This window comes from Parvularcula marina, assembly GCF_003399445.1.
Taxonomy (GTDB): Bacteria; Pseudomonadota; Alphaproteobacteria; order Caulobacterales; family Parvularculaceae; genus Parvularcula; species Parvularcula marina.
On record NZ_QUQO01000001.1, the window covers coordinates 588,657 to 609,742 of the forward strand.

A 21,086-nucleotide genomic window follows, 5' to 3' on the forward strand; every position below is an offset into this window, starting at 1 on the left:
CCGGGTCAGCACTCAACGACATTTACGGCCAGTCCGCCCTCTGACGTTTCTTTGTACTTCTTGTTCATGTCGAGGCCGGTCTGGCGCATGGTCTCAATCACCTGATCGAGACTGACGCGCGAGGGATCTTCGGATTGCAGAGCAAGGCGGGCCGCATTGACGGCCTTCACCGCGCCGATGGCGTTGCGCTCGATGCAGGGGATCTGAACGAGGCCGCCTACCGGATCGCAGGTTAACCCGAGATTGTGCTCCATGCCGATCTCGGCGGCCCTTTCCACCTGACGCGGCATCCCGCCCCAGACGGCCGCCAGCCCTGCCGCTGCCATCGAACAGGCGACCCCAACCTCGCCCTGACAACCCATTTCCGCGCCGGAGATCGAGGCCCGCGCCTTATAGAGCATGCCAATCCCGGCCGCCGTGAGAAGAAAAGTGTCAATCTTCGCCGTCTCGCTGACGCCGTCCATGGCGCAGTAAAATTTGATCACCGCCGGGATGATCCCAGCCGCGCCATTCGTCGGGCTGGTGACAACCTGTCCGCCTGCGGCATTTTCTTCATTCACAGCCATCGCAAAGGCGTTGAGCCAGTCAAAGAGGGACTCCCGCTCATTCGGGATCGATCTTGTCAGCTTGGCGTAAAGCGAGGGCGCGCGGCGGGTCACTTTCAGCCCGCCGGGAAGCGTCCCGCGAGTCGACAGGCCCCGCTCAATGCAGCGCGCCATGGCATCCCAGATGGATTTGAGGATGGCTTCGGTCTCCGCTCTCGGGCGGAGCACATCTTCATTGGCGAGCACGATGTCGGCAATCGACTGGTTTGTCGTCTCACAGATTTTAAGAAGCTCGGTTGCGGAGCCGAAGCGGTAGGCCGGGTCCGGACCATCCGTTTCGGGTACCCCCATCTCATCTTCGCGGCGGATAAAGCCGCCACCGACCGAGTAATAGACCTGCGCAAAGATTGGTTCCCCGGCAGCATCGCAAAGCGTGAGCCGCATGCCGTTGGGGTGCGCATCAGGTACATCACCCGGCGGTGAAAAACGTACATGCGTGTCCCAAGCGAACGGCACATCCTTGACGCCCAGCAATTTGAGCTGCTCAGAGCCGCGCACGTGATCGAGCATCCCGTCAACCATGCTGGTACGGATCGTCTCGGCCTCTTCGCCGAGCAGGCCAAGGATGATCGCCCGGTCGGTACAGTGCCCGACCCCGGTCAGCGCTAGGGAGCCATAAAGATCCGCATAAACAGATGCCGCGCGATCAAACGCGCCCTCTGCTTTTGCTTCATCAAGAAAGCGTCGCGCAATCTTCATCGGCCCCAGCGTGTGGGAGCTCGAAGGGCCAATCCCGATCTTGAAGATATCCGCAACACTCAGCATGGGTCTTAATCCCTGTTCGCGCCAAAGCCTTCGACGAGTTCCGGCTCGACACCGATCGCCCGGAAGAGCCCGCAGACAGCTTCTGCCGCCTGTTTGGCAATGGAGGGCTCGAGCGACTTGCAGACAATAGCAAGCGGCCCGCCGCTGCCAGCCTTGCCCGGATAGCTGCCGATCTTCACGCCCTTGAGGGCAGCTTCAAGCGACAGAAGGCCGTCGGCGATCAGGCTCTCCTTGCTGGTGCCGATGACGGTATAGATCGTATAGGTTGGCCCCCGGACGATTTCTTCATCTAGTGCGTCGAGCATGGCCTGAAAGATCGCCGGCACCCCGGCGAGGACATGCACATTGCCGATGGCAAAACCCGGCGCGCCCGAGACAGAGTTCGGGATCAGCCTTGCGCCTTCGGGCACCCGCGCCATACGGCGGCGGCGGTCGGTAACTTCCTCACCTTTCGCGGCATACCATTCGCGCAAGACCTCAAGCGCGTCATCGCGCTCAGTCGTCTCAACACCAAAAGCAACGCCGATCGCATCTGCTGTGATGTCGTCATGTGTCGGCCCGATCCCGCCGGTCGTGAAGACCGTGTCAGCCCGGTCGCGCAACGCATTCACAGCATCGACAATACGGTCTTCGACGTCGGGCACAATCCGCACTTCGATAAGGTCGATGCCGCGCTTGTCGAGCCAGCCGCCGAGATGATGGATATTGGCATCGCGCGTGCGGCCATTGAGGAGTTCATCGCCGATCGCCACCATCGCGGCTGTCGGTCGTTGGGGAGGGTTTTCCGTGATCATGCCCGCGCCATAGCCTGAGTGACGGGTAAGGAAAATCCCTGTTTCCCCACGGGCGGCGCGAGGACGCATGGTGTTACCGGTAAAACACCGTCAGAAAGTCAGAATGACCGATCCCGTTCTCCTCTGGCTCCGCGAAGACCTGCGATTTGACGACAATCCCGCCATGCGCGCCGCCGCCGCGACGGGCCAGCCAGTCGCTTGCGTCTTTGTCCTTGATGACGACACGCCCGGTGAGATGAAGATGGGCGGCGCCCAGCGTTGGTGGCTGCATCATTCCCTTACGGCCTTTTCAGAAGATCTGAAGACCCGTGAAGGCGCGCTCATTTTGCGGCGCGGCGATGCGCGCCATATTATCCCTCAGCTAGCGGAAGAATTAGGGGCTTCTGATGTCTTCTGGAACCGGCGCTATATGCGCTGGCAGACGGAAGCCGACAGCGACATCAAGAAAGAACTGAAAGACGCGGGCCGGGGCGCCGAGAGCTTTAACGGCCGGCTGCTTTATGAGCCGTGGGAGATCGAGACTAAATCGGGCGATCCCTATCGGGTCTTCACCCCCTTCTGGAAAAACCTGCAGGCCAAGGGCGAGGTCCGGGAGGCCCTGCCGCGCGTGGACAAGCTCACCGCGCCCTCGTCGCTGCCTTCATCCGACAGGCTTGAGGATTGGGATCTGCTACCGACCCGGCCGGACTGGGCGACAGGCTTTGCTCCCGTCTGGTCACCGGGAGAGAAAGGTGCCCGCGCACGGCTGCGTGAATGGCTGAAGAACGAGGCCGCAAGATACAAGGACACGCGCAACCGGCCGGACCTTGATGAGACTTCTCGCCTCTCGCCGCATCTTCATTTCGGAGAAATCAGTCCCGTGACGATCTGGCATGACGTTCAGGCCGGGATCAAAGCCGGGGACATCCCCGCAGATCAGGGGCACACTTTTCTCTCGGAAGTGGCTTGGCGGGAATTCTCCTATCACCTCCTCTACTACCAGCCGCAGATGACCGAAGAGCCGCTGCAGGAGAAGTTCGCCGATTTTGAATGGGACACGGACGAGACTGCCCTGACCGCGTGGCAGAAAGGGCTGACCGGATATCCCATCGTCGATGCCGGGATGCGCCAGCTCTGGCAAACGGGGTGGATGCATAACCGTGTACGCATGATCGTTGCCAGCTTCCTGATCAAGGATCTCCTGATCCATTGGCGCGAGGGCATGGCATGGTTCTGGGATACGCTGGTCGATGCCGACCAAGCGAACAACACCGCCAGCTGGCAATGGGTAGCCGGGTGCGGCGCAGATGCCGCTCCCTATTTCCGGATTTTCAATCCGACAACTCAGGGTGAGAAATTCGATCCGGATGGGGACTATATTCGAAAATTCGTACCGGAGCTCTCACGCCTTCCGGCCAAATACATTCACGACCCGTCAAACGCCCCCAAAGATGTACTGAAAGAAGCCGGTATTCGCCTCGGCGAAACTTATCCCGCGCCAATCGTCGATCACAAAAAAGCCCGTGAAGACGCGCTATCGCGCTATCAGTCCATTAAATAGCAGCTTGAGCGCCATTGCGCGTTCGCGGCGGCAGCGCCCGGCGGACAGGTTAGGCTCGCCTTGCACGCCCTCTTTCGCGTTCCATGATGCATGACGACGCAACAGTTCGTGCAGGACGTGCAGTTTTCTCTTGCCGAATTGCCCTTCTGGCGGAACGGGCATAAACCGCTGCCTCTGGAAGGAAATTCGGCACCAATGGAAGAAGCGGAACGCTCACGCCTGATGGCATGGACCGAAGCACTCGAAGAATATGCCCGCGACTGGGACGAAACCTTTGGGGGGCGTCCTGACTATTTCACGCAGGAATTCTGGTACATGCTGGTTGGCTGCTTGCGCGCGCACTGGGCGGGACAGCCGCTGACGGTCGGGCAACTCGCCCAGACGATGAAATCCGGCTCTAACCGCACGCGCGAAGAACGCATCAAGCGCGCTGTCGATGATGGCTACCTCATCAAGATGCGTGACGAAGGAGACGGCCGTTCAGCCATCGTCCGCCCAACCGAAGATCTCGAAGCGCTTATCGTCGGGCACCTGACCCGCACCATGGCAACAACCCGGCAGGCGCTCTCCATTCCGGACTGAGCATAAAATGCTCGCAATATTTGCGGAAACCTCTTCCATTTTCCGCGAGCGCCGTCCGCGCCATTTTCCTCCCAAAAGAAAGAGAACATCCAGGAGGAACCATCATGCGCTCTAAAGCGGTGAAAACTCTGCTCATGCTCAGTGCGGCAAGCTGCCTTTCCGGCCTCACTCCCCTGTCTGCCCAGGAGAGCAACATGCCGCAGGCTGAAAATGACGAACCGGGCGACGTCATCGTCGTCACGGCCCGTCGGCGTGAAGAGAGCCTTCAGGATGTTCCGGGGTCAGTGACGGCCATTGGGGGGGACGATCTCGCCACCTTCGCGGCGGATGAGATCGGCGATATACAGACCAGTGTGCCGAACCTGACCCTTCATGAGGGCGATGCGCAGAACACCGTCGCCTATATCCGCGGGGTCGGTCAGCTAGACAGCCTTGCCTTCGCGGACCCCGGCGTCGGGATCTATCTCGACGACGTCTATCTCGGCCGTGCGCAGGGCTCATTCCTCGATGTCTTCGACCTCGAGCGGATCGAAGTCCTGCGCGGGCCGCAAGGGACACTATACGGACGAAATACGATTGGCGGGGCGATCAAATTCGTCTCCCGCAAGCCGACCGAGACGCCGGAATTCACCGCCTCCGCGACCTATGGCAGCTATGACCGGCTGGATCTGAAAGCCGGGATCAGTGGCCCGATCTCGGGCGACACACTGCTGGGCAAGGCCTCGATCGGCTATTTCCGCCGTGACGGGTTCGCCGATAACAGTGTCGACGGGCAGGATGACGGGGATAAGGACACGCTCGCATGGCGCGGCACGCTGCTCGCGCGGCCTGCGGAGAACTGGGAATTCGAGCTGACCACGGATGGCTCGAAGGATACGCCTGACACTTCCCGTACCCCGGCGCGCGAAACCAGCGTATTCGGCCTCTTCGATCCAAACGAAGACCCCTTTGAGATTGATGCCGATTTCAACGATCTCAGCGATCTTTCCGTATGGGGCGTATCCGCCCGGGCAACTTGGGAAGCCTCCCCGTCGGTGACGATCAGCTCGATCACTGCCTATCGCGAGATGGAATATGATGCGCATCTCGATCTTGATGCGACGGCGAGCCCGATCTTCGGTGTCTTTGTCTTTGAGGACCAGAACCAGTTCAGCCAGGAATTCCAGCTGACCTATGAAGGCGACCGACTCGCTGTCGTCGGTGGGCTCTATGCCTTCGTTGAAGAAGACGTCACTGAATCCGGCATTTTTGGACCGGACATCGCTTTCGTCTCGAATTCCATCAACGACCAGAAAACCACCGCTTACGCTATTTATGCGGACGGCACTTATGATCTCACCGAGCGCTTGAGCGTCAGTGCGGGCCTGCGCCTGACACAGGAAGAGAAAGAGTTCGCGCGCGTTCAGGAGTTCTTTGATGCGGCAACCCCGCTGGTCCCGCAGATCGGACAGGGCGCCCGCGCAACTGATATCGATACGGACACGGATTTTGACAATGTCTCGCCCCGTGTCTCGGTCAGCTATGAGTTCAATGCGGATCTGACGGCATATGGTTCGATCAGCCGCGGCTTCAAAAGCGGCGGATTTGACGGCCGGTCGAATACCGACCTTGAAGCCCTGCCCTTCGATGCCGAGACCCTCACCGCCTACGAAGCGGGCCTCAAGGGCCGGTTCTGGGACGGTCGCGGCAATGGCAGCATCGCGGTCTTCTATAATGACTATCAGGACCTGCAGGTCTCAAGCTTTACTGCCGACGATATGGGCGGGTTCGCCGCCCTCTTCACCAATGCCGCCGAGGCCGAAATCTTCGGTGTCGAGCTCGAAAGCTCGGTCCGCGCAACTGATAATCTGCGGCTCGATCTGGCGCTCGGCTATCTTGATGCATCCTATGCTGAGTTTATCGGCGAGAACGGACAGGATGTCTCGGGCGATTTAACCCCGGCGAACAGCCCGGACTGGACCGGCCGTCTGGGAGCTGAATACCGCCGTGATCTGTCCACCGACACGGAGTTGGTCGTGGCCGCCGCGGCAGCCTATCGCGGAGATGTCTATCCGACCGTCAGCTCGAGCGAGATCCTGAAACAGGATAGCTACACGCTGGTCGATGCCTCGATCGGTCTTGAATTCCAGGACGGCAAATATTCGCTGCGGCTCGCCGGGCGGAACCTGACGGATGAGAGATATCGCACACAAGGCTTCGATCTCTCCGACAGCCTCGGCTATCAGCTTGGCTATTACGGTGCGCCGCGCACCTACAGCATCACCGCCGGCGTCCGCTACTAGAGTGGGGATCGACAAAGAGACGCGCGATGTCGTCCGCGACATCGCCGCCTACCCCGCGCTGGCGAAAGGCGACCCGGATATAAACAAGATCCGCGCCGCCTATAATGAGGTTTTCGCCGCATGGACGGCGCCATCACTCGTGCCGACTGAGGAGCACTGGATCGAGGAAGACAGGATCACGAGCCTCGTCATCCGTCCTCTGAACAAAGCTGCAGGCGCCGGAACAATCGTCTTCGTTCATGGTGGCGGCTGGTCACTCGGCACAGCGCTCTGCTATGCGCCGCTTGGACGGCATCTGGCCGGGATCTCCGGCATGACGGTAATCCTGCCTGACTTCCCGCAAAGCCCGGAGGCGCCCTTCCCGGCTGCCTTCGATGCGCTGCGCGATTGGCTGGCCGCGAAATTACATGATGCTGATGAGCCCTACTTCCTTTCAGGGGACAGTGCGGGCGCGACTCTCTCGGCTGTGCTCAGCCAGGAAGATGGCATCGCTGGCCATCTGGCCGGACAGGGGCTTCTTTATCCGGTGACGGATCTTCGGCTGGATGCGCGGTATCGTTCGCGGCGGCGGTTCGGCTCTGGCAAATATTTCCTGACGACGGACGGGATCATCGGTGCAGCCATGATGTATCTGGGCACCAGCGGCGATGCGAATGATCCGCGCATTTCGCCCATCCTGCAGGAGGACGTCTCGGCGAGCCCGCCGACCTTCTTCCTGTTCCCTGAATATGACCCCTTACGCGATGAGGGCGAAGCCTATGCCCAGAAGCTCAAAAAGGCCGGGGTGCAAACTGAGATCAGAATCGCGCGCCACACTATCCATGGCTGCGCATCCTTCAGCGGGCGCATTCCTGCTGGTCGGGTCGGCATGGAGCAGATGGCAACAATTTTTCAGGAATGGGCCACAGTCTGACGCTGTCGGTCAGTAAGCTATTGAGCCGCAAGCCCAACGCCGTATAAGGGCTCTCTTTCTGCCGGAGGAGTGGCAGAGTGGTCGAATGCGGCGGTCTTGAAAACCGTTGGGCTTCACGGTCCCGGGGGTTCGAATCCCTCCTCCTCCGCCATCCGCTTTCGCTGATTTTGGCAGCGCCAAAATCTAGCTTCAGCGCGATAGGCTGAAGCGTGCGAAGCGGATGCCACGCCGTAGCATAGCGAAGGCGGGCCGTTTGAAGTTTCTCCTGAATTCGCCGCCATCCTTATTTGGCCCACCGCTTCGCTATTTGAGGCCGTTGGCGCCAATTTCGGACTTCGTCCCGAACTCCCCCATCTTATCCCTTCGAACGAATTCCCCCGAAAACCCAAACAGAACAGCGAGTTGTGGGGTTCAGTGGCCATCGTTCTGACGCAACCAGTTTCGCAAGCCTGCCGAGCGATCAGCAGGCATTCCTCTGCGCTGGGAACGACGTGCCCAGAGCCCATTTTTATAGAACGCCTCAGATGGCCTCAGTCACAAAAAACTGTGGAAGCTTCACTGCGTACAAGTTCCGAGCGCTTTATGGATAACAGCTTTTTGCTGAGCAATATCGGCGCGTTTCAAATACGTCTCTAACCCGCTTAAATCGAAACGAATTCGTCCCATTTCCAGCGTATCAAGCTCAGCAGAATGACCTGAATATAACGCATTCATGGCGTTGTCGGATAAGGTCTTCCACTGACCACCGCCTTTACCCCACTCCTGAACCACCTCTCCATCAACGCTCAGCGTACGTTTTTCCGGTATGGTATTCTGTCCATTTTCCCTGGCGGCAATCATGATGCTGTAATAAATCTCTTCTCTGCCGCGCGTCGCATCTATTTTACCGCCAATATTCACACCAAGTCGGAACTGATCTGCAGAACGTTTTTCAGAATCAACGAAGATGGGGTTGCGCACATACACAATCGCGCTTTTGGGAGACGAAGAAACAACCCAGTCCTCAAAAAACAATTTCCCGTCACATTGAACCGGAACGTCCTTAGCTGATGCTGCCGAGGCGGATTGCGTGTCCGACGCCATAGGGGCTTCACGCTTGTTAATGTCATCCATCAGATCGTGTACAGCCAATCTGATTGTCCCAAGCTGTGTACTTAATCTGTCCGTATCCTCTTTAATGAGTGCATACAGCATCGCCCCCCCGGCAAATTCACGAGCAATCAAAACGCAACGCGGCTTTGCCGTATCATCCACGGCCTCATAGCCAATGATGGGAATGTCCTTATCCATCTCGGCATACGCTTCGGGATCTTTGATTTTAGTCAGCGCAAGCATCGCTTTTGCGTAGGGCTCATATTCAGCTTTGGTCTCGGCAGTTAATAATCCGGGACACGAATCCAGCTCCGCACGCATTGCTTTTACTTCCTCAAAGGCTTGCGCCAGAGAGATATTTTCCCGCCGATCAGCCCAAAGGACGCTGATCGTATCCTTCCAGGCGCTGTCATTGTGATATAGACGCCAATATTCAGGCGAAGCGTTATAACGAACCTTCCAGCCCCCGGAGGCGTTCCACTGCTGTGCGTCTTGCGCATACGCAGTGCCCGCACAAATGAGCATACAGATAATCGCAAATAAGGCTCGTAGCTTTATCACGCCTATATTCCCTTTAAGGTTCAGTGCGCAGGACACGCACTATTTTACGACAGCTTCACGACTAAAATCGCACGTTCGCCAATCGCGCGTCCGGAGCGATCATAGAGAGCGTCATGATCATCACAAGGGGTCATTGGCCTGACCCATCTGAGTGATCCAACATTAGAGTTAGATCTGACAGGTTAGCCGGCGGTCAAGCCACCACGCCCTCAATGTAAGGCGACGTGACGCGCGCGGGCAAGTGATCATTTGGTGCAGGCGGCCTGCACTCAGTAGATATAGCCGGCGGTACGCCCAGCGACCGCCCCTGCGCCCAGGTGATGTTATCGGCTCGGTGAGACCGAAGCCAAAAGCACTTCAAACTCTGTGGTAGTGGGTCGCCGAATGCACTTGCGGCATCACCGCATGATCACACTCCTGCCGCTTTCATTCGCGATAGTTTGCGCTAATTTGTCTTCCCCAAAGGAGATGACTGGCGTTCAGGCCCGAACTCTCCCTAAATTACCGCTTCACCCTTCAACCTCTCAGAGCAAACCAAAGATGCACGACTTTCACGCCCTTCGCCGCCTGCCTCCTTACGTCTTTTCCGAAGTGAACAAGATGAAAGCAGCGGCGCGTAAAGCGGGCCGTGACGTCATCGATCTCGGCATGGGCAATCCCGACCTGCCGACCCCGGACTTTATCGTCGACAAGCTCTGTGATGTGGTGAGCGATCCCAAGACCCACCGCTATTCGGCCTCAAAGGGCATTCCGGGGCTGCGGGCCGCGCAGGCCCGCTATTACCAGCGGCGCTTCGATGTGAAGCTGGATCCCGAAACTCAGGTCGTCGCGACGCTCGGCTCGAAAGAAGGCTTTGCCAATATGGCCTCGGCGATCACGGCGCCGGGCGATGTCATCCTTGCGCCAAACCCGTCCTATCCGATCCATGCCTTCGGCTTCATCATGGCCGGCGGGGTGATGCGCGCTCTGCCCGCCGCCCCGACGGAAGAGGTCTTCCGCGAGGCAGAGAAGGCGGTCAAATATTCCGTTCCCAAACCGATTGCCATGGTGCTGAACTATCCGGCGAACCCGACCGCCTATGTCGCGAGCCGGGACTTCTACCGTGAGGCCGTGCGGTTCGCGAAAAAGCATGAGCTCTTCATCCTCTCGGACCTTGCCTATGCGGAGATCTATTTCGGCGAGCCGCCCTGCTCCATCCTTGAGATTGACGGCGCGATGGATGTCGCAGTCGAGTTCACCTCTGTCTCCAAAACCTTCTCCATGCCCGGTTGGCGGATCGGTTTTGCCGTCGGCAATGAGACGCTGATCGCTGCGCTCACGCGGATCAAATCCTATCTCGATTATGGCGCCTTCACGCCGATCCAGGTGGCCGCTATCGCCGCGCTCGACCATTCGGAGGAATGCGGCCAGCAGGTGCGAGAGGTCTACCGCAAACGGCTCGATGTCCTGATCGACACGTTTGGCAGAGCCGGCTGGACCATTCCCCGCCCGGACGCCAGCATGTTCGCCTGGGCCCCGATCCCGGAAGTCTTTGGCTCCGACAGTCTGGAATTCTCAAAGCATTTGCTCGAGGCCGGCGACGTTGCCGTCAGCCCCGGGGTGGGCTTTGGTGAGCGCGGCGAAGGCTTCGTCCGTGTAGCGCTTGTGGAGAATGAACAGCGCATCCGCCAGGCCGCAAAGGGCGTGGCAAAAGCGCTGTCGCAATAACCCCTAGTCTTCCGAGGTCAGACGGTCATAGGCTGCCGCTACCCAGAAGAAGGGTGCGTTCCAGTTGATCGCGACCTCGTTCAGCGAATAGGCGCGATAATCATCAGCATAGCAGGTCTGCATCACGCAGCCTTGCTCTTTGAGTTCCTGAATGACTTCATCGGGCGCATTCGTGCCATTGGGACCACCGGCCAGCGCACCAGGCGGCGGCGGCGGCAGGTCCTCATCAAGGACACGCAGCCAGAACCGGTGATGCGGCGCCTTCATCGGGTTCTCGCCATAGCCCGCGACATAGGACTGCTTCAGGGGGTTCCGCCCCAGCAGATAATCGAGAACCCCTGTCAAGGCTTTGAAATATTCATCCTTGCCCGTCAGATTATAGGCATAGGCAAGGATGATACCCCGGTTCGACATGTCACCATTCGAGCCCCAATTATAGCTGCGGGAGAACGGCACGCCATAACCTTCCGCCTCGGCCTCAGCCGCAAAACGATCCGCGGTCTCGAACAGCCGGGATTGCACCAATTCGATTTCCTCCGCTGACAGATCGCTATCCGCAACCAGCAGCGAGAGCGTGCCGAGCACATCGACCGAGCCCCAGCTTATATCCCGGCCATTCGCCACGCCCGGCATGGAGAGGAAATATTTCGAGCCGCGCATATCCTCCTCATAAGAGGGTTTGCCTGTCGCCAGATAAAGCTCTGTCGCGGCCCAGTAGAATTCGTCCTCCAACTGACCATCACCATAACCGCCACTACCGCCATCGGTGACAGTGATCGGGAAAATATCCGGCAGGCGCTTGGCCGCCGCATAGGCGCGCTCTGCTGCATCAAGGCATCTGGCTGCAAAGGCACCGTCGAGCCCCTGCCATATCCGGGCACATTGCGCCGCCGTTGCTGCCAGATTGAGAGAGGCGGCAGTCGACGGATAATGTAGATAACGGGTTGCAGGGTCCTCATGCGGCGGGGTCGGTAACGCCGTCCAGTACTCATCCGCCATTTTGTGATGCGCCATGCCGGAGGCATCAACTTCATTGAATACGAGCGCTTCAAGGTTCCGGTACTGATTACCCCGCGGCAGTCTGAGCGTCGTTCCTTCAGGCACCTGCATGGCCAGCATGAACTCCATCTCCCAGCGGGCCTCATCGAGCAGATCGCTAACGCCATTGCCCGCCTCGGGGATACGGACGTCGCCGTCCATGAAGGCCGGTGCGCCCTTCGCCCATTCATAATAATTAAGTAGGGTCCAGACTGAGATGCCGCCATTGACGACATATTTCCCCTGATCCCCCGCATCGTACCAGCCGCGTGAGACATCGAGCGTATAAGGACAACCGCCCCAGTCATTGCCGCGCACGTCTTCTGGTCCGTAACAGGTCGCCTCGTCCGGGTCATGCGCGGTCGGGCGAGCCCAGACCTCGCCGACATATTCAGCCTCAATCGGTGTGCTCGCCCGCTGGTGATAGAAGAAGGCCAGCGCATCATATTTCAGGTTGTCATAAACATCCGTACCGATATCAAACGGCACGCTAGTCTCTCCGCCCGCCTGAAGGACATAGCCCTCCCCCGCCATCTTCAGGGAGGAGAAATCGATCCGGTGGACATGCTGACCCGAGGCCGCGTCATCGCCGAAGACCTCGCTCTCGCCTTCGGCCAGCACCTCGCCCGACGCATCTACAACCTGCCAGACGAGCGGTGCCGTCGCGTCGGTGATGACAGTCGCCCCCTTGGGCGCTTTAGGCAGGAAGCCATGCTGGTTGAGATCCACCGAAGTCGCGCCCACAGGTTCGGCGCAGGCCGCGCTCATCAGACCGCACGTTAGCGCTATCATTTCTGGTCCCATTTCCTCGCCTCCCAAGCGGCCTGCAAACGGCCATCGCCATGTTTTATTGTCCGGGTTAGAGAAAGGTCGTCGGTGCGCGGAGCCGCGTCAACCCTGCAAAATCGTCCTTTTCGGCTCACGAGGCAGGGTTTTCAACGAATTGCGATTGCCTCTGCGGCAGAACCGGCTAGGGTTATGTTAGCCCTAACATTCAAGAACCGGGGCACATTTTCGAATGCGGCAACCCGGCGCAGAAATGCCCGGCGGCACCGCGATAGGGAGGCATTGTGAGTACCACCACCGCATCGGCCGGGGATTCGGCCAATCAGACGAATATGCCATTCGTCATCCTGATCAGTGTCGTCGCCACGATTGGCGGCTTCCTCTTTGGCTTTGATAGCGGCGTCATCAACGGCACCGTCGATGGCCTGCAGATCGCATTCAATTCCGACAGCGTCGGCACCGGCTTCAACGTCGCCTCGATGCTGCTCGGCTGTGCCGCAGGCGCCCTTCTCGCCGGGACACTCTCCGACCTTTTCGGACGCCGGACCATGATGATCGTCGCGGCGATCTTCTTCATTGTCTCAGCATGGGGCTCAGGCATCGCAAACAGCTCTGGCGAGTTCATTATCTACAGGGTGATCGGCGGCTTCGCCGTCGGCGCGGCCAGCGTCATGGCCCCAGCCTATATTTCGGAAGTCGCCCCGGCAAAATATCGCGGCCGGCTCTCCTCGATCCAGCAGGTCGCCATCATTTTCGGCCTCTTCCTCGCCTTCCTGTCCAACTTCCTGATTGCCGGTGCCGCAGGCGCATCGACCAATGAATGGCTCGGCGGCTACGAAGCATGGCGCTGGATGTTCTGGGTAGAACTCATTCCGGCCGGCGTCTTCCTCGTCGCCCTCCTCTTTATCCCGGAAAGCCCGCGCTTCCTCGTCGCCCGCGATAAGGAAGACAAGGCGCTCGGCATCCTGCAGAAAGTCTCGGGCCTCGTCCGCGGCCAGCAGAAGGTCGATGAGATCAAGGACTCGTTGGCGAACGATCACAAGCCGCGTATCACGGACATTTTTGGCGGCGCGGCAGTCCTCAAACCCATCGTCTGGGTCGGGATCGGCCTTGCTGTCTTCCAGCAACTCGTCGGCATCAACGTCATCTTCTATTATGGCGCGGTGCTCTGGCAGGCCGCCGGCTTCAGCGAAAGCGACGCTCTGATGCAGAACGTCCTCTCGGGCGGTCTGTCGATCGGTGCCGTGATTGTCGGCCTCCTGGTTATTGACCGGATCGGCCGTAAGCCGATGCTGGCCATCGGCTCACTCGGCATGGCGGTCACGCTCGGTCTGGTTGCGTACGCATTCTCGACGGGCACGGCCTATTTCGACGGTGATGTCATCGCTGCGGGCACACAGCTCGCCAACGGCACTGTCTATGAGGTGGAAACCGTCCTTGAAGGGAACATCGTCGATCTGACCCCGGAAATGGGTCAGCTCGCCCTTTATGCCGCGCTTGCCTATGTGATGTTCTTCAACTTCTCATGGGGCCCGGTCATGTGGGTGATGCTGGGCGAGATGTTCCCGAACCAGCTTCGGGGCTCTGGCCTCGCCGTCGCAGGTCTCTTCCAGTGGCTTGCGAACTTCCTGATCACCATGACCTTCCCGATCATGCTGGCCGCCAAAGGCTTCGGCCTGGTCGGCGCCTATGGCGTCTACTGTGTCGGCGCGATCGTCTCATTCCTCTTCGTCATCTGGGCCGTCAAGGAAACCAAAGGCAAAGAGCTAGAGGACATGACGGATCACTGAGTCGTCCCTCGACTGAGCGGGCTCTTCGGGGCCCGCTCTTTTTTCATTCAATTACTCACCTGATAACTCATCTGAGTACGGAGATGATGATGGCTATGCTTAACACCTCAATGACCAAAAAATTTCTTGCTGTAACAGTCAGCATTGCTGCGCTTACAGGCCTCGCCTTGCCTGCCGCTTCCGCTACAATCGCGGAAAGCACGGTCACGGCGCAGGAAACTCCGCTTTATAAACAGGCCGATGCCGACACCGATGCGCGGATCGAGGACCTCCTCTCCCGCATGACGCTCGAAGAGAAGATCGTTCAGATCACCACGATCTGGACCAACAAGACCGATGTCTTCGACGATGACGGCAATTTTGATCCGGAAAAAGCCAAAGAGAAATTCCCCAACGGCATCGGCCATTTTGCTCGCCCGAATGACCTTAGCGGCCCGTCGAGCCCGCTTGAACGTCCGTTCCGGGATGAACGCAACACGGTCGCCCTCACCAACGCCATCCAGAAATACGCCGCCGAGGAAACCCGGCTGGGCATCCCGGTCCTGTTCCACGAAGAGGGCTTGCACGGCTATGCGGCGCGCGGGGCAACATCCTTCCCGCAAGCCATCGCGCTTGCCTCCAGCTGGGATCCTGAGCTGCTCAGACAAGTCTACACCATCGCCGGCCGAGAGATCCGGGCGCGCGGCGCCCACCTCGTTCTATCTCCTGTCGTCGATGTCTCGCGCGATCCGCGCTGGGGCCGTATCGAAGAGACCTATGGCGAAGACCCCTATCTGGTCGGGGAGCTGGGTGTTGCCGCTGTGCGCGGTTTCCAGGGGGATGAGCTTCCACTCGCTGATGGCAAGGTGCTCGCCACCCTCAAACATATGACCGGGCACGGACAGCCAGAAAGCGGCACCAATGTCGGCCCGTCGAATATTTCCGAACGCATTCTCCGCGAAGCTTTCTTCCCCCCCTTCGAACAGGTCGTGCAGCGCACGAATATCCTCAGCCTGATGGCCTCCTATAACGAGATCGACGGCGTTCCGTCGCACGCCAATGGCTGGCTTCTCAATGATATCCTGCGCGGCGAATGGGGCTTTGAAGGCGGCGTCGTCAGTGACTACTGGGGCATCGACGATCTCGTCCGCCTGCACCATGTCGAGCCCGATCTCGAAGGCGCCGCCGTCCGTTCGCTGAAAGCCGGGGTCGATTTCGATCTGCCCGACGGTCAGGCCTTCGTCTTCCTCCCCAAAGCGCTTGAGGAAGGCAAAGTCTCGATGGACGAGATCGACACGGCCGTCCGCCGGATGCTTCGCATCAAATTCGAGGCGGGCCTATTTGAGAACCCCTATTCAGATGCGGACTATGCCGAAGAGATCACCGACAATGACGAGGCCCGGGCGCTGGCTGAAGAAGCTGCCCGCAAATCTGTCGTTCTCCTCAAGAATGACGGCCTCCTCCCGCTGACTGCTAGCGATTACAAGCGTATTGCCGTCATTGGTCCGAATGCGGATGCAACCCGCCTCGGCGGTTATTCCGACGTACCGACCCGCGTGATCAACGTGCTTGATGGCATCAAGGCCGAGGTCGGTGACGACGCGGAGATCGTCCATCATCAGGGTGTGAAGATCGTCGAGGACGGCGACTGGTGGCGCGATGAGATTGTGCCTGCCGACCGCGACGAAAACCTCGCCATGATCAAGCAGGCGGTCCGTACCGCCCGCAAGGCTGACCTCATCATCCTTGTTATTGGCGGCACCGAAGCCACCTCGCGTGAGGGCTGGGCCGATAACCACCTTGGCGACCGCACCGATATCGAACTCGTCGGTGAGCAGAAGGAACTGGCCGAAGCCATGTTCAAGCTCGGCAAGCCGGTGGTCACGGTGCTGATCAACGGCAAACCACTCGGCGTCGATGATGTGGCCGAGAAAACCGACGCGCTCGTCGAGGGCTGGTATCTCGGTCAGGAAGGCGGCACCGCCATGGCCGAGATCCTCTTCGGCAAGGCAAATCCGGGCGGCAAGCTGCCAGTCACGATTGCCCGCAGCGTCGGCCAATTGCCTCTTCTCTATAACCGCAAGCCGAGCGCCCTTCGCGGCTATCTCTTTGATACGACCGAGCCGCTTTATCCCTTCGGCTACGGGCTGAGCTACACGACGTTCGAGATTTCCGAGCCCACTTTATCGGCAAGTACGATCGGCACGGACGGCACGGTCACTGTCTCGGCCAGCGTCACCAATACCGGTGAGGTGGAAGGCGACGAAGTGGTCCAGCTCTACATCCGCGATGAGATCAGCTCGGTCACACGGCCGGTCAAAGAGCTTCGCGGTTTTGAGCGCATCACGCTCGCGCCGGGTGAGAGCAAGACGGTCGAGTTCGAGCTTGGCGAAGAGGATTTCCGGATGTGGGACGCGCAGATGAAGCGCGTTGTTGAACCGGGCACCTTCCAGATTATGGTGGGCCCGAATTCGGTCGATCTGAAATCCGTCGCACTTGAGATCACGGGCTGAACGGCCGGACAAGGGAGAGATTATCATGACCCGTCAAAACTGGCTTCTGACAACCGCCGCATCCGCCCTCCTCCTTACCGCCTGCGGCGGCAAGGAGGATGCAGCGGATACGGATAAAAAAGCCGCTGCCTATACCAAAGCTGACGACCCGAATGTCCACCCGGAAATCTGGCCCAAGGGCCAGAGCCCGGTCGAGCGCGATGAAGCCATCGAAGAACGCGTCGCTGAAATCCTCGCCGGCATGACGCTGGAACAAAAAGTCGGTCAGGTCATTCAGGGCGACATTGGGGCGACGACCCCTGATGATGTCGCCAAATACCATCTTGGCTCGGTCCTCAATGGCGGGAACTCCGCGCCCAAAGGCGACCTGCGTATCTCTCCGACGGAATGGCTAGCCCTTGCCGATGAGTTCTGGGATGCATCCGTCGGCCCGGACGGCGACGGCATACCAGCGATCTGGGGTACGGACGCCGTGCACGGACATTCAAACATCATTGGCGCCACGATCTTTCCGCATAATATCGGGCTTGGCGCCGCCAATGACCCCGAGCTGATCCGCCGGATCGGCGAGGTGACCGCGCTCGAAATCGCTGTGACCGGGCTCGACTGGACCTTTGCCCCGACCGTTGCGACCCCGCGCGATGACCGCTGGGGCCGGACCTATGAGGGCTATTCCGAAGGCCCGGAGATTGTCGGTGCCTATGCGGCCGAAATGGTCAAGGGCCTTCAGGGTGAGGCGGGGACGGATGAATTCCTCGGCCCCGATAAGGTGATCTCCACCGTCAAGCACTTCCTCGGCGATGGTGGCACGAAAGACGGTATCGACCAGGGCGAGACCATCGCCACGGAAGAAGAGCTGCGCGATATCCACGCTGCGGGCTATATCCCCGCCATCAATGCCGGGGTGCAGTCGGCCATGGCCAGCTATTCGAGCTGGAACGGCCGCAAGATGCACGGCAACAAATCGCTCTTGTCGGATGTACTGGTCGATCAGCTCGGCTTTGACGGTTTCGTCGTCGGCGACTGGAACGGACACGGACAGATCAAGGATTGCGTGCCGACCGACTGCCTGCAATCGATCATGGCCGGGCTCGACATGTATATGGCGCCCGACAGCTGGAGGGGTCTCTATGAGAGCACCCTTGGCTACGCGAAATCGGGCGATCTGCCGATGGACCGTCTCGACGAGGCCGTCTCGAGGATCCTGCGGGTGAAACTCACCGCAGGTGTCTGGGAGAAGGGCCGCCCCTCGACACGGCCACTTGCCGGACAATGGGAGCTGCTCGGCGCGCCTGAGCACCGCGCTGTCGCACGCGAGGCTGTACGCAAATCTCTCGTCCTCCTCAAGAATGACGGCACGCTGCCAATTTCTCCGGGGGCGAATGTTCTGGTCACGGGCGCCGGCGCCAATGACATGAACATGCAGACCGGCGGCTGGACGATCTCTTGGCAGGGCACAGGCAATGCTCGCGAGGACTTCCCGAATGCCGACACGATTTGGGAAGGCATCGAGGCAACTGTCAACGCTTCGGGCGGCACGGCGACTTTGAGCGAGGACGGCTCTTACGAGACCGCGCCCGATGTTGCCATCGTCGTCTTCGGTGAAACACCCTATGCGGAGTTTCAGGGTGACCGGCCACACGTCGATTTCATGGACAATGCTGGCCTGAATGCCCTCACTTCCTATCAGGAAGCGGGTATCCCGGCTGTGGCTGTCTTCATTTCGGGCCGGCCGCTCTATGTGAACCCGGAACTGAATGCATCGAATGCTTTCCTTGCAGCCTGGCTGCCGGGCAGTGAAGGCGGTGGCGTCGCTGATGTTCTCTTCACAGATGCAGCAGGAAACACCCGTTACGACTTTACAGGCAGGCTCTCCTACTCTTGGCCAAAACGGCCGGATCAGGCGGTGCTGAATGTCGGGGATGCGGATTACGATCCGCTCTTTGCTTACGGCACGGGCCTTTCCTATGGCGATGACGGCAATCTCGAAGAGCTGCCTACGGACTATGTCGTCGCGGGTGGCGGCTCTGACATCGTCTTTGACGAAGGCTCATCAGGTGACTGGCGCATGTCGGTCGTCACGGCCTACTCTCCTCCAGTGCAGGTCGAGGATGTGACAGCCGAGACGCAGGATGGCGCCCTCCGCCTCTCGCGGATCGACCGCGAAGCGCAGGAAGACTCGCTCGTCCTTGATTGGTCGGGAGCTGCGGAAGCTTCGTTCATCGTCAGTGGCGGCCCCGTCGACTGGTCTCGTCAGGCCAATGGCGAGCTTGCGCTGCAAGTCGATTATCGCCTTGATGAACCGCTGAGCGGGCCGATCTCCCTTGGCATGGGCTGTGGTGAAGATTGCGGCGCAGACTTCACTCTTCCGGGAACGGATAGTGTCGGCGAGTGGCAATCCGCCACGATCCGGCTCAGCTGTTTCGGCGATGCCGGACTTGACCTGACCGCCATTGACCGGCCGCTGGTTCTCACCTCGGCAGCGGACAACAAGCTGTCCATGTCCTTTGCGGGACTTGCGACGTCACCGGGCGGCACTGCCTGCCCCGAATAACCACAATCGGCTTACGGACGATATTTCAGAAAAGTATTGACCGTAAGCCGCCCTTCCCTCGGATCCGGATTAAACGAAAATCCCGGCGGGATCATGCCGCAGTGAAGTGTGTGGCCCTGATAAACGAGAATACGGTTATATCGCCCCGCGAAAAAGGCGGTCTGTTCATACCGCTGGGTTGACCCCTGAATGTACCCTTCCGGCGGCTCCCCATCTTCGGCAAGATCCTGTTCGGTGGCAGCCCGATAGGCTTCATGCCGTTCGGCATTGACGGATTCAAATCCCGTCCGCCCATGACGGAAAAAGGACGTACCAGTCTCTTCATCGTCCTGTCGTCCGATGAAATGCAGCACAGCCAGTGTGCAAATATCCGTTCCGTCAATATGCGGCACCCGCTGATAGGGCACGAGCTGTTCAGGCGGCGTTGTCACCAGCGAAAAAGATGTCTCCTCCGCCGTGAGGCTGCCCCCATTCCAACCGAAGGCCTCAAAGATAGGCTTCTCCAATGCCCGGGAAAGCGCGGTGGCATAATCCATGGGCGCCGCCGCGCGAATGCCTGGATAATATTGCGATCTGACCGACCAGTCCGATTGCGCCGCCAGATCAATCAGCCGTTCCGCCCCGCTCAACGCGTTATCAATGATCAGAACGGGGAGCCGTTCATCCCCGATCAGCTCATGATTGATCTCGGCCCGCGGCGCTCCCTGCGACATGCCTATTCACCCTCCGTTGACTGAAGATGAGTGGCAATCGCCCGAACGGTGTCGACCCAGATCTCATCCTGATGCGCGGAAAGCCAGTCGAGTAGTTCCTCATGCGCCTCGACTGAGACGGAGAGATAATCGCCGCCAATACCATGGAAAGTCAGCGTCCCGATACCGCCTGAGGCGAGTACTTCCTCCGCATAGGCGATCAGCTCCTTGCCGGTCACCTCCGTCGGCCCCCATGTGGCCAGCCGCGCAAAGTCGATCTCACCGCGGTCGATCCAGTCAGTGGCTGTTGAGACGCCGCGGGAAGCAACGAACATCGGTGCCAGAGCATCAACATATGACTCACCGCCCGCCAGTACATCGCCGCAGGGATAAGCATAGGTCCGGCTCTCTTTCCCATCGACAAGTTGGAGGACGAAATTCGTCATCTCCGCTTCCATCCTGATGCGTTCGACCGTGTAAAGATCGAGGTCAGCTTCAGGCGTCACCCAGTCACGGCCCGGCCGAGATCCCTGACAGGGATGATGGAGCGTATGATTGCCGAGCTCATGACCATTCGCCGCCGCCGCTCGCCAGTCCTCCAGCCGTGCAGGGAAGCCCTCCCGGCCGATCGTCACATAAAAGGTTGCCTTGAACCCATGGCGGTCGAGCGCCGGCAGAGCATTGTCGAGCTGGCTTTCGAGCGAGTCGTCATAGGTCAGCGCCAATGCCGCCTTTCGACCATTGGGGAACCGCTCGGCCGCCCCCGCCACACCGCTGAAACCGATACAGATCGCCAGCATCGCCGCTGCAACTCGCCCTGCTCTCATCATCTCCTCCGCCGATCCTTTGGACCTTTTATGTCCGGGCTCTGTCCTGCCCGGCCCGCTGATGTT

14 protein-coding genes and 1 tRNA gene are annotated in these 21,086 nt (G+C 59.4%); 9 read left to right on the forward strand and 6 right to left on the reverse strand.

Annotated features, from left to right (window positions below; all coding sequences use genetic code 11):
• Nucleotides 1-5 precede the first annotated feature (5 nt).
• Together DX908_RS02735 and DX908_RS02740 are read right to left on the reverse strand one after the other, a co-directional pair.
• Nucleotides 6-1,370: an L-serine ammonia-lyase gene (locus DX908_RS02735; protein WP_116390921.1), complete on the reverse strand. Its 1,365-nt coding sequence runs from the start codon at nt 1,368-1,370 to the stop codon at nt 6-8.
• Nucleotides 1,371-1,375: 5 nt separating this feature from the next.
• Nucleotides 1,376-2,164 carry a competence/damage-inducible protein A gene (locus DX908_RS02740; RefSeq protein ID WP_116390922.1) on the reverse strand — a complete coding sequence of 263 codons (789 nt, stop codon included), beginning with the start codon at nt 2,162-2,164 and terminating at the stop codon, nt 1,376-1,378.
• Nucleotides 2,165-2,267: 103 nt separating this feature from the next.
• Here DX908_RS02740 and DX908_RS02745 point away from each other — a divergent pair, with 103 nt between their 5' ends.
• The 5 genes from DX908_RS02745 to DX908_RS02765 all read left to right on the forward strand — a co-directional run bounded on the left by DX908_RS02745 (nt 2,268) and on the right by DX908_RS02765 (nt 7,632).
• Complete coding sequence (locus DX908_RS02745; protein ID WP_116390923.1) at nt 2,268-3,704, forward strand: cryptochrome/photolyase family protein; 1,437 nt, start codon at nt 2,268-2,270, stop codon at nt 3,702-3,704.
• 90 nt (nt 3,705-3,794) lie between these two features.
• Nucleotides 3,795-4,286, forward strand: a complete 492-nt coding sequence (locus DX908_RS02750; protein WP_147303717.1) for a helix-turn-helix domain-containing protein — start codon at nt 3,795-3,797, stop codon at nt 4,284-4,286.
• Nucleotides 4,287-4,480: 194 nt separating this feature from the next.
• Nucleotides 4,481-6,568: a TonB-dependent receptor gene (locus DX908_RS02755; protein WP_158548442.1), complete on the forward strand. Its 2,088-nt coding sequence runs from the start codon at nt 4,481-4,483 to the stop codon at nt 6,566-6,568.
• Nucleotide 6,569: 1 nt separating this feature from the next.
• A complete protein-coding gene (locus DX908_RS02760) occupies nt 6,570-7,481 on the forward strand; it encodes an alpha/beta hydrolase (protein ID WP_158548443.1) in 912 nt (303 codons plus the stop codon).
• A gap of 63 nt (nt 7,482-7,544) precedes the next feature.
• Nucleotides 7,545-7,632 (forward strand) — tRNA-Ser (locus DX908_RS02765).
• Nucleotides 7,633-8,036: 404 nt separating this feature from the next.
• Here DX908_RS02765 and DX908_RS02770 read toward each other — a convergent pair.
• The gene (locus DX908_RS02770) at nt 8,037-9,134 is read right to left on the reverse strand and encodes a hypothetical protein (protein WP_116390927.1); all 1,098 of its coding nucleotides are present in this window, start codon (nt 9,132-9,134) and stop codon (nt 8,037-8,039) included.
• A 540-nt stretch (nt 9,135-9,674) separates the two neighbouring features.
• Here DX908_RS02770 and DX908_RS02775 point away from each other — a divergent pair.
• Nucleotides 9,675-10,841 carry an LL-diaminopimelate aminotransferase gene (locus DX908_RS02775; RefSeq protein WP_116390928.1) on the forward strand — a complete coding sequence of 389 codons (1,167 nt, stop codon included), beginning with the start codon at nt 9,675-9,677 and terminating at the stop codon, nt 10,839-10,841.
• A gap of 3 nt (nt 10,842-10,844) precedes the next feature.
• On the opposite strand, the gene DX908_RS02780 is transcribed toward DX908_RS02775, so the two are convergent.
• Nucleotides 10,845-12,647: a glycoside hydrolase family 9 protein gene (locus DX908_RS02780; RefSeq protein ID WP_199564563.1), complete on the reverse strand. Its 1,803-nt coding sequence runs from the start codon at nt 12,645-12,647 to the stop codon at nt 10,845-10,847.
• Between the two features lie 350 nt (nt 12,648-12,997).
• Between DX908_RS02780 and DX908_RS02785 the strand changes: the two genes are divergently transcribed.
• The 3 genes from DX908_RS02785 (at nt 12,998) to DX908_RS02795 (ending at nt 19,501) form a co-directional block, all read left to right on the forward strand.
• A complete protein-coding gene (locus DX908_RS02785) occupies nt 12,998-14,455 on the forward strand; it encodes a sugar porter family MFS transporter (protein ID WP_116392960.1) in 1,458 nt (485 codons plus the stop codon).
• 110 nt (nt 14,456-14,565) lie between these two features.
• On the forward strand, nt 14,566-16,947 hold the full coding sequence (locus DX908_RS02790) for a glycoside hydrolase family 3 N-terminal domain-containing protein (RefSeq protein WP_116392961.1): 2,382 nt from the start codon (nt 14,566-14,568) through the stop codon (nt 16,945-16,947).
• A gap of 25 nt (nt 16,948-16,972) precedes the next feature.
• Nucleotides 16,973-19,501 carry a glycoside hydrolase family 3 protein gene (locus DX908_RS02795; RefSeq protein WP_116390930.1) on the forward strand — a complete coding sequence of 843 codons (2,529 nt, stop codon included), beginning with the start codon at nt 16,973-16,975 and terminating at the stop codon, nt 19,499-19,501.
• 11 nt (nt 19,502-19,512) lie between these two features.
• Here DX908_RS02795 and DX908_RS02800 read toward each other — a convergent pair whose 3' ends face one another.
• Both DX908_RS02800 and DX908_RS02805 read right to left on the reverse strand, forming a co-directional pair.
• Nucleotides 19,513-20,214 (reverse strand): DUF6445 family protein, encoded by a 702-nt coding sequence (locus DX908_RS02800; RefSeq protein ID WP_116390931.1) that lies wholly within the window; start codon nt 20,212-20,214, stop codon nt 19,513-19,515.
• A gap of 2 nt (nt 20,215-20,216) precedes the next feature.
• The gene (locus DX908_RS02805; RefSeq protein ID WP_116390932.1) at nt 20,217-21,023 is read right to left on the reverse strand and encodes a polysaccharide deacetylase family protein; all 807 of its coding nucleotides are present in this window, start codon (nt 21,021-21,023) and stop codon (nt 20,217-20,219) included.
• Nucleotides 21,024-21,086 lie beyond the last annotated feature (63 nt).

Coding starts and splice junctions, on each gene's coding strand:
- DX908_RS02735 (WP_116390921.1), bottom strand. CDS start 1,370: ATGCTGAGTGTTGCGGATATCTTCAAGATCGGGATTGGCCCTTCGAGC.
- DX908_RS02740 (WP_116390922.1), bottom strand. CDS start 2,164: ATGATCACGGAAAACCCTCCCCAACGACCGACAGCCGCGATGGTGGCG.
- DX908_RS02745 (WP_116390923.1), top strand. CDS start 2,268: ATGACCGATCCCGTTCTCCTCTGGCTCCGCGAAGACCTGCGATTTGAC.
- DX908_RS02750 (WP_147303717.1), top strand. CDS start 3,795: ATGACGACGCAACAGTTCGTGCAGGACGTGCAGTTTTCTCTTGCCGAA.
- DX908_RS02755 (WP_158548442.1), top strand. CDS start 4,481: ATGCCGCAGGCTGAAAATGACGAACCGGGCGACGTCATCGTCGTCACG.
- DX908_RS02775 (WP_116390928.1), top strand. CDS start 9,675: ATGCACGACTTTCACGCCCTTCGCCGCCTGCCTCCTTACGTCTTTTCC.
- DX908_RS02780 (WP_199564563.1), bottom strand. CDS start 12,647: ATGAGCGCGGCCTGCGCCGAACCTGTGGGCGCGACTTCGGTGGATCTC.
- DX908_RS02785 (WP_116392960.1), top strand. CDS start 12,998: ATGCCATTCGTCATCCTGATCAGTGTCGTCGCCACGATTGGCGGCTTC.
- DX908_RS02790 (WP_116392961.1), top strand. CDS start 14,566: ATGACCAAAAAATTTCTTGCTGTAACAGTCAGCATTGCTGCGCTTACA.
- DX908_RS02795 (WP_116390930.1), top strand. CDS start 16,973: ATGACCCGTCAAAACTGGCTTCTGACAACCGCCGCATCCGCCCTCCTC.
- DX908_RS02800 (WP_116390931.1), bottom strand. CDS start 20,214: ATGTCGCAGGGAGCGCCGCGGGCCGAGATCAATCATGAGCTGATCGGG.
- DX908_RS02805 (WP_116390932.1), bottom strand. CDS start 21,023: ATGATGAGAGCAGGGCGAGTTGCAGCGGCGATGCTGGCGATCTGTATC.